This window comes from Planktothrix sp. PCC 11201 (assembly GCF_900009135.1).
GTDB lineage: Bacteria > Cyanobacteriota > Cyanobacteriia > Cyanobacteriales > Microcoleaceae > Planktothrix.
This window is the reverse complement of sequence record NZ_LT797704.1, coordinates 202,175-212,063: the sequence shown is the minus strand read 5'-3', so window position 1 is coordinate 212,063 and position 9,889 is coordinate 202,175. Positions and strand designations below refer to the sequence as shown.

Here is a 9,889-nt window from a genome sequence, read left to right as displayed (position 1 = left end):
CTATCAATAGTAGGGGTAATTCATGAATTACCCCTACATCTAGGGTTACATCCCCAAATTTGCGTAAGTCCTGTTTATATTGAGATAGAAAAGTTTCTAGTGTCACCCACTCTACATTTAACTACTCGGTGCGTTAGTTCTAAAAATTTTAGGTGTTATTTTTTTCCCTCATAAATCGGTAAAGTTTCTCCACCTAAACAGGCGATCGCATTTTTATCTTCATGCTCCAAAACAATTCGGGCTGTCAAACAAGAGCGTAAAGCCTGTTCTTGAAGAGTGGTTAATTGTCCAGTTAGTACGATTTCTAGTTCTTCTGTTACATCTAATTCAGTCTCCATTAATAAATTCATGATCATGCTAGACAGGATTAAATTAGCATCTTCATCGGAGATATTCTTACTATTAATATATAGGATGATCTCGCTTTTATTGGGTAGAGTAGTGATCGCTTGAAATACATCAGCTAACTCTAAATATAGGGTTTCTTCAGGCTGTTTCCAATCGGGAAATACAATATAATTTTGTTCTCTGAGTTTCCACAATTCCCAAGTCCCATTTTTTAACTCAAGACCTCGCCAATCTAGCAATGTTTCCAAGGAAAATTCTGGAATTAGATCTCCATTAAACCTTTCAATAATAGCTAAGTTTTCCAGATCTAAACTAATTTTACCTTGGACAATAGAAAGCAAATTCAACCACTGGGGTTGCGTTAACTCCCCGATGAGTGAAATATCCGGCTCTTGTTCGATATCTAATTCCTCCTCCATTAATAAATTCATGACCACACTCGATAAAATCAGATCCGCTTCTTCATCGGCAATATTCTGATGATCAATAAGTAGTTTAATATAGCGTTTATCGGGATGGTTAATCAGTGCTTTAATTACACGCATTAATTCTGAACAAACCGATTCTTCAGGCTGTTTCCAGTCAGGAAAGATAATAAGATTAATCTCTTTTAATTCCAGATGAGTTACATCAGAGACTAATAACGCTTGCAAACGCTGGAGCATTTCTTGAGCATCGGTAAAATTGGGAACAAAACCTAATACTTGATTCACAGCGTTTTCAGCTAAACCAATATTTTGAACCTGCTCTGCCGATTGAGCTAGATACCAGAAAACCCGCCAATGATTACATCCTAAATTAATCGCATTTTGAAATTCAGAAATAGCTTGATGATTTCGATTCTGATTTCTGAGAACTAATCCTAACCACATTCTTAAATAACCATCATTGAGATAATGATCTCGATAGTGATTAACTCCTCCCTCTCCTAAACCCAATAAAATAGATGAGTCAGAAATTTGTTGTTCTGCTGTTAATAAATGTTCAATATGATCGGATGTCAAACTAACGGTAAAAGGTTTTGCTTGATGTCCTAAAGATTGAATAAAAGCCCTAGCCCCTATAAACTTCTCAGGGGGTACAAGTACATCTAATAAAGATAAGGGTTGGTCTAATAAAGTCGAACCAATCGGTATTCCCCATTCTCTTTTTTGCTTGGGTAATTGCATCAATTTTTGATAAATGGGATTAAGCTGTTTCGCAGCATTTTCTGCCCCAAATAATTGTTGGGAATATTCTTTGGCATTACGCCCTAGTCTAGCTTTTTCTTCAGGATGATGATACAGATATTCAAGAGCTTGGGTATACTCAGATTCACTCTGAGCCACTAACCCGGTATAATTATTAATCACTAATCGTTTAATTCCCCCATGGGGAAAAACAACCGGGGGAATCCCTGCATACATCACTTCTTGTAAATTCAATTCTGCGGCTGCATAGGTATCTTCACACAAAGGATAGCCGTAGATATCTAAAGTTTCAATCACAGATTTAATATCTTCAACAAATCCCCGAAAGTCGAATTTTTCAACAGCACCGAGTTCCTGGGCTTGTTTTTTGAGATAATCTTCCGCACCCCCGCCACAAACAATAAACTGTACCTTGGGAATATTAACAGCAGCACTTATGGATACATAATTTTGGTGCATTTTGCTAAAGTTAACGCTGCCAATGTAGCCAACATTAAAGGTATCATGGGGTTGGGGTTTAACATCTACAACGCGCTCAAAATCGGCAGCATCGTACACCATGCCAATTTTTTTGACTCGGACTTCATTGGGGAGTTTTTGAAATACAGGAAGTTCGTAGGAATAAGGATTACAAGGAATGGCAAAATCCGCATAATCTACTAACTCCTTAGTAATGACCTGGGGAGGGTATTCTCCTGCAACATGAAACCAGATTAATAACCTCATTTCCGGGAGTTCTGATTGCAAAAACTCAAAAAGTTTGGGAGTATTCCAATAATGAATTTGGACAATATCAACATTCTCTATGGCTTTTAAAATAGAAGCATGACCCGAGGTGGGTAAAAACTTCATCCCCGAACTTTCCGCCAATTCTAAAGCCATCGGATCAGGAGATTTGAGAGAAATCAAACGATGCTCAAATTGACCTAACCTGGCTGAATATTTGGAGGTTGCTATCATAGCCCGAGCAGCACCGCCTAAACACAACCAATCGATAATATGAAGAACCTTAATCATGAATTGAACTCCTACTATTAGTTAATAGATTTACGATAAACTCGAATGGTAGAAAATACTCCTGGAATAATGGGGAGATAGGCTTGGGTTTGAGTCGGATCAGTAGGATATAAGAGTGGAACTTCTATGAGTTGACAGTCATAGGTTTCCTCCATTAATTCCTGACAAGCCTGACGAATTCCTGGCTCATTCCCCCCATGATGAGATAATATTGCACTGCGATTTTCGTTATTTAGAGGGGGTAAATAGTCGTGAAACATCATGATTCCACCAGGTTTTAGGAGAGGAAAATAATTGATAATATCTTGTTTCACACCCTCATAACTATGATCCCCATCCACAAAAATAAAGGGTGGAAAATTACCATCTTCCTCAAATTGCCGTTGCAGTTGCATCACCGCATCATGGGAGAACATTTGCAGATGGTTGACCTCTTTTTTGACCTGTTGCAGTACCGTTTTTAACTGGGGATGTAAACCTGGGTCTATAGCAAATCCTTCTAACTTTTGTTCAATCCGTCTTAAGGCTTTGCAAGTTAAAAAGAGTGAGCTTCCTGCAAATGAGCCAATTTCAATAAATCGTAACGGAGAACTCGAAAGTTCAGGAATCAGTTGCCGCAACACATAATACAATTGAAATCGTTCATTCTTCGACATTTGACTTTGAATCCCATAAACGACGGGATCATCCTGATTAAATTCTTGGAGTAAGTTTTCTTCAACAGTTGGGTTTAGGGGAAATTGATTGGGTGTTGTAAACCAAACGCCTGTGTAATCAATTTTATTTAAGTTAAATTGCAGATGGTTTTGTGCTTCAAATTCATGCAACGCTTTTTTACAGCCCTCCCAATGACCATAATCATCAACTTGGATGAATCCATCATTGACAACCCGATCAAAAAACTGTTCTAAAATCACTTTTGTTGATTCATACCAATCACCATCGGCGTGTAAAAGTGCAATCACTCCCACGGGATTTCTAAATTGAGGTAAGGTGTCTTGAAAATAGCCTTTGACCGTCCGAACAACATCGGAAACTCCTAATTGGGTACAGAGATTTAAAACCTTTGATTCTGGTGCTGCACAACTGCCTTTCCCCCAACCGGCTAATTCCGCCGCCACTCCGTTAGATTTATCTTCTTCTGTGGGTTCAGGTAATCCTTCAAAGGAATCAAACGCATATAAGATTCGGGGCTGTTTACTATAGCGTTTCATAACAGCAGCCATCAACGCAGTTGACCCCCCATCGGCAACGCCACATTCTACAAAATTTCCTGGAATATTATCGACACAAACCTTTTTTGCTAAAGAAAACAGAGAATATAAGCGTTGTTCACTCAGTCCTGTATTATTCCGAACTAGCTGGAATAATTGTTGAAATTCTGAATAGTCTGGCGGGGTTGATTTTACTTCAACGGAGGTAAATTGTTGAGGTATAGACTGAGGTTTTGATAGGGATATCTCAGCCTTAGTCAGCTTTTTCAAATAACCATTGGTTCCCCAAGTTAAGTTATAGCCAAAAAAGTCACAATATTCTCCATCAATTTCATATTCACCGCTATGTTCTGATAAGAAGGCTTTTAAGGCTTTATGGGGGCCACTATTATAGGAGGCATCCTGCACAATATCAGAAATAATTCCATCTTCAACAACAATATATTCTCCTTGATCTAAATAAGGATGAAAGAAATCTAAAACCGCTTTACTGGTAGTAAATGAATGATCAGCATCCTCAATGATTAACAAAGGTCGGGGCAAGGATTTAAGCAATTCTGGAGATAAAGTTTCCCCTAAATTGCTCCCATCCCCCTCTAAAAAGGTAACGCGAGGGTGAGACACTTTAGTGACTTTAACAATATCAATCGAATAAACATGACCTTCAATGCCAAAGTTATTCATTAAATCTCCAAACCACACACCACTTCCGCCACTTTTAGAACCGATTTCAATAATCGTCTGAGGTTTAATATTCCAAATTAAAATGGGATAAAGTGAAAAATCAAACGGATTTTTTTGTAAAGGGACTCCTTTATAAGAAAAATTATGTAAAGCATTTTGAATGGACATCATCAAGTCATAGGACAAAGCCGTATTCCAAGGCCGTTCGTGGGTAGGAATTGGTGCTTTTTTGGGTCGAATCAACGATTGAGTTAAGGATTGTACTTGTGCTTGAGCTTCAGGATGAGAAGGATTATTTTCAAGTTCTTGTTGTGCAGCTTCTAAGGCTTCTTCATATCGACCGACCTGACCTAGACAAATGGCTCTAAGATAGTGCATTCCTGGGATAAATAACTCCCATTCTGTGGTTTTTTCAGCTAACCGTAAAGCGGCTACTTTTTCGCCTTTATTTAATAAATTAATAGCTATTTCAATTTGGCTTTTAATTTCTTGTTTTGCCTCTAACGATAACGCTTCTAAAAGTTGCTGTCCTCGTTGGTGATTGGATTGAAAATTTAAGAGTTTTTTGAGAGAATGAATGGATTCAAATAGTTGACCAAGACGAGCTTGAGCTAAAGCCTGAGCATAATAAACTCCTGATTTTTCGGGAGAGATTGCTAGGATCTCTTTGAATAGATTCAGAGCTTCTAAATTCTGATTATGATTAAGATATTCAATCCCTTGGGATAAGATCGTCACCTCATCTTGATTTTCTTGAAATTGAGCTTGAGATACAGCAGAACTAAACATAATAGCCTCAGTAAAGTTATCAGCTTGAGAGTTACGCATCACAACAGTAGGATGTTGTAGTGGAAAACCCATCGGTTTTGTAGGTAAATTGGCGAGTTGAGATTCTCCTCGTGTATGGGTTGCATCTTCTCTAAAACCGATATTTGAAACTAGATTAGCATTAGGAAGAATTGTTAATCCCCCATTAATCCAACAAGCAAATATCCAGGCACAATCCCAGGTGTAAAATCCCTCATAAGCACCCTGAAAGATTCTTGACCAATGGGAAACTACTTCTGGATTTTCTAGGATCTTTTCTAAGTCTTTATGATCTCTTGTTGACGGCCATAATTTCATATCTAAATCATAGAGTTTCCAAGCTCTGCGCCAAGTAGCCCACCCCCAAATATGATTGTATCGAGAAAAATAGTAACTTGCCTGTTGATAATTGTGTTTGAATTGAAAGTTATTCCCTGAGATTGCCATGATTTTTGGATCATGGCGATAGCGTTCTAATAATTCTTCACAAAATTGGAAAAATGTAATGTCGGGTAAGCAATCGTCTTCAAGAATAATGGCTTCTTCAACGGTATTAAATACCCAAGTTAATCCACTCGAAACCCGATGACGACAGCCCAAGTTAATCTCAGAATATTGGGTTAAAACTTCACAATCCCAATCCACTTGATTAATAATTGATCGAGTCGCCGCACATTTTTCGGATTCACCCTTTACATTGAATCGAGGGCCATCAGCAATTACTAGAAGTTTTTCTGGTTTAACCTGACGAATCACATTAAATACTTGCTGTGTTGTATCAGGTCTGTTAAAAATCATTAAACAAACAGGAGTTTTTAGTTTGGGGTCTTGTTCACTTTCACTTTTAAAGATAGCTGTTACTGGATAACTCACCCCTGGTTTGATTGCTTCTGCATAAATTGACTCATGCTTTCTGGATTCTAAATCTAACCCGGTTTCAAAATCTCTGAGTTTTACTTTTTCAAATCCACCATGAGCAATGACTTTTGGTAAATTTTCTTCATCAAAAAGATAACGATGATGACCGTCCATATAAGCAATATAGTTAATAAAATCTATTTTGGAATGATAGTGATAAGCCGGTGTATAAACACAATATTTTTGTGGATCAAATTGTTCTGGATTTTGATAGGATTCTATATAAATTCTTGCATTAGGAACAGCAATTTTAAAAATTCCTCCTGGTTTCAATATTCGATAGCATTCGGACAGCAAATTTAGCATCGGATAAGGAAAAGAAAAGTGTTCAAATAGATGGGATGAATAAATTTCTTCTACACAGTTATCAGGAAAAGGTAAGGGCTGTGATAAATCCATACATAAATCACTTTTGGGATCTAAATCCATTGTGATCCACCCCTCCATCCTTTTTTGTGAAGAACCAAGCTCAATTTTAATGGGTCTTCCACTTTCCAAAAGAAACTGAATTAGATGTTGGTTTTTTGAAGCAATCTGTGATAAAAATTTACTCATCAGTTAAACCCTCTTTACAATTTATAAATCTAATAATTAGAATGGGATCTGAATTTTATTTATATTTATCCGGTTTTGGATTCATGACGTGAAAAAATCCTTTACCCAAAATAGATTTTTTCTGGCTGGGAAGTTCCCGATCATCTAAAATATCAAATTTTTTAAAGAATAGTGAAGTACAGTTTTTATAGGTATAACAGGGAATTATCCCCCAGAAATCTAGGCGTTTATAACCTTTAGATGCTAATAGTTGAACTGAGGAATCATAATTATAATCATCTGTGTTATCAAAAATGATTAAACCTGTTTCTTTGATATGATTTAAACTAAGTTCTAAGCAGTGGTTTCGATTGGCTCCATCCACAATAATAACATCAAAATAATCTAGGGGAAATTGTTTGATCATTTTTGCATACTCCGTTTCATTCTTTTTCAAAAAGAGTTGCACATTATTAGGCATTTTAGAGTTGATTTCTTGAAACCAATTGGGATCATTTTCAATGGAAATCACTTCTGAAACTCGCTCAGACCACCATAAGGTAGATTGACCTGCTCCAAATTCAAACACTTTGAAATCCGGCTTGACTTTATCTTCCAAAAATTCAATCGCTGGATAAGTATACCAAGGAAGCGGTCGATTATCTTGGGTTACAGGTTTGCTCTGATGCAGCGAATTAAGCCATCCTGATGTCAGGATATAATTAATTCCTGGGGGAAGATTGGCTGCAACTTCATACCAATTTAGAGATAAAATTAGGCTGTGAGCTACATGAATTGAGAAACCTCTTTCCACTAAATCTGGATAATCTAGGAGTAAATTTCTCCCCAAATTAGCTGCTTCTGTAAATCTTTGAGCATGAAAACATTGGTGTGCCATTTGTAACTTAAAGATTTTTTGTTCCTCATTGACAGTAGACAATAATTTATATTTTTCTGCATTTCTAATTGTTTCTAATGTAATTGAAGGGATGATTTTTAACCATTCATTGAGTTGATTTTCGTCAACATTACTTCCTAAAACTTTGTAATTAACCGTTATAATAGCGTTAAACCATTCTTCAAAATTTTCTGTACTAATTAGGTTAATGTCTAGCTGTGTTTCTAATTGTTCATCTCCTTCTAACAGTAAGTTCATCATTACACCTGATAAACACAGGTCAACCTCTTGACTAGAAATACCATTGTAGTCAATGAAGACAGATAGATTACCTCTATCATGATGTTGGAGAAATACTTTTGTTATTGTTTCCAGTTCCAACAAAAGATCTGATTCTGCTTGTGTCCAGTTTAACAGAACTAAAAAATTCATAGACTAGGAGGCTTTTAAGGATCGCTGTTTAAAGTATACCCTGTTGTTTTCGGAAAATGATCATTTTAGTTTTATGATCGTTTTAAGGCAACAAAACCCTGCACTCTCTTATAGCAGTTTTGGCGATCGCTTGTATGAATTAGGGAATTATCAAGGCGCGATCGCCCAATATCAAAAACTACTCAATTTACAACAGGGAGATGTTAATACTTATGAAAAACTCCATCACTGTTACTGGAATTTGGGAGAATATGATAGTGCAATTAATATTTTAAAAACAGCCCTAGAGCTTTATTCCCAATTTGCACCTCTCCACTTTACCCTAATTACAAATCTTCTCTATCAGGGAAGAACAGAGGAAGCCACTACACAAGCGGAAATAGCCTCGGAATGTTTACCTAAAGATTATACTTTTATATTACTAAAAAATTTAATAGTTCCGATGTTCTATCACTCCGTTGAGGAAATTAGTGATTATCAAGAACAGTTTAAAAAAGGATTAAAAACCTTAATTAAAACCACGGATTTTAATAATCCTGAAACCTTAGAACAGGCGTTTTTAGGAATGGGACGATTTACTAATTTTTACCTAGGTTATCAAGCGAGAAATATTATAGAAGAACAACGCATTTATGGTGATTTCCTCCATCGGATGATGTCAGCAAAATATCCCCAATGGGTGCAACCGTTAACCCTACCAACAGTTGAAGATAAAATCAGGGTAGGATATGTTTCTAATTATTTGCATTGTTATAGTGGGTCACTTTGGTTAACAGGTTGGTTGCGCTATGCTAATCATAATCAGTTTGAAATTTACTCTTATTATACTGGCAATTCTCCCGATCCAGTTACGGAACAGTTTCGACAATATAGTGATCAGTTCTATCATATTCCCGACAATTTAGAAGCAGTTGCCGAACAAATTTTTAACGATAAACTGCATATTTTAGTCTATCCAGAAATTGGCATGAACCCCCCAACAATGGAACTGGCCGCCTTGCGTTTAGCGCCTATTCAATGCACCGCTTGGGGTCATCCCGTAACCTCGGGACTACCAACAATTGATTATTTTCTTTCTAGTCAATTAATGGAACCGGAAAAGCCCCAGGAACACTATTCAGAAAGCCTAATTTTATTACCTAATATTGGGGTTGCTTATCCCCAACCGCAAGATATTCCAGCCTTAGTTAAAACCCGCTCAGATTATGATTTACCCGAGGATGCGGTGATTTATTTATGTTGTCAAGCACCGTTTAAATATTTGCCTCAATATGATTATATTTTACCAGAAATTGCAGTAAAAGTTCCTAATGCTAGGTTTTTATTCTTCCGAGGAACCCTATTAAATGATCGGTTAAAACAAGCATTTGCTAATTATGGGTTAAATAATCAAGATTATTGTTTACATCGAAACGTCCCTGAGCGGTTTGATTATTTGATGTTAAATTTGCTTTCTGATGTGTTTTTAGATACCTTTACTTGGTCGGGGGGAAATACGTCTTTAGAAGCGATCGCTTGTAATTTACCCATTGTAACTTGTCCTGGGGAATTCATGCGCGGACGTCATGCGGATAGTTTCTTAAAAATGATCAACTTAACAGAAACCATTGCACAAAATGAAGCCGAATATATTAAAATTGCGGTTAAATTAGGATTAGATCCCTTATGGCGAAAAACACTTTCTCAACAAATGAGCGATCGCCATCATCTGATTTTTGATGATCAAGTTTGTGTCGCTGCATTAGAGGAATTTTATCAAACCGTTGTTGGGCTTTAGCCCTCTCCTATTGGGACACTCATCCCAATAACTTTCATACTTCAAGAAACCCTGTTTCTGCATAACTCCT

At 36.8% G+C, this 9,889-nt stretch carries 4 protein-coding genes; 1 reads left to right on the top strand and 3 read right to left on the bottom strand.

All coding sequences use genetic code 11. The annotated features are described in order from the left end of the window. Positions 1-155: 155 nt before the first annotated feature. The 3 genes from PL11201_RS16180 to PL11201_RS26845 form a co-directional block, all read right to left on the bottom strand. A complete protein-coding gene (locus PL11201_RS16180; protein ID WP_079679951.1) occupies positions 156-2,555 on the bottom strand; it encodes a glycosyltransferase in 2,400 nt (799 codons plus the stop codon). 17 nt (positions 2,556-2,572) lie between these two features. Next, complete coding sequence (locus tag PL11201_RS16175; RefSeq protein WP_159451549.1) at positions 2,573-6,607, bottom strand: CmcI family methyltransferase; 4,035 nt, start codon at positions 6,605-6,607, stop codon at positions 2,573-2,575. A 181-nt stretch (positions 6,608-6,788) separates the two neighbouring features. Then, a complete protein-coding gene (locus tag PL11201_RS26845; protein WP_200816788.1) occupies positions 6,789-8,042 on the bottom strand; it encodes an O-methyltransferase in 1,254 nt (417 codons plus the stop codon). A gap of 73 nt (positions 8,043-8,115) precedes the next feature. On the opposite strand from PL11201_RS26845, the gene PL11201_RS16165 reads away from it, so the two are divergent. After that, positions 8,116-9,819, top strand: a complete 1,704-nt coding sequence (locus PL11201_RS16165) for an O-linked N-acetylglucosamine transferase, SPINDLY family protein (protein WP_079679949.1) — start codon at positions 8,116-8,118, stop codon at positions 9,817-9,819. Positions 9,820-9,889: the final 70 nt, after the last annotated feature.

Coding starts and splice junctions, on each gene's coding strand:
- PL11201_RS16180 (WP_079679951.1), bottom strand. CDS start 2,555: ATGATTAAGGTTCTTCATATTATCGATTGGTTGTGTTTAGGCGGTGCT.
- PL11201_RS16175 (WP_159451549.1), bottom strand. CDS start 6,607: ATGGATTTAGATCCCAAAAGTGATTTATGTATGGATTTATCACAGCCC.
- PL11201_RS26845 (WP_200816788.1), bottom strand. CDS start 8,042: ATGAATTTTTTAGTTCTGTTAAACTGGACACAAGCAGAATCAGATCTT.
- PL11201_RS16165 (WP_079679949.1), top strand. CDS start 8,116: ATGATCGTTTTAAGGCAACAAAACCCTGCACTCTCTTATAGCAGTTTT.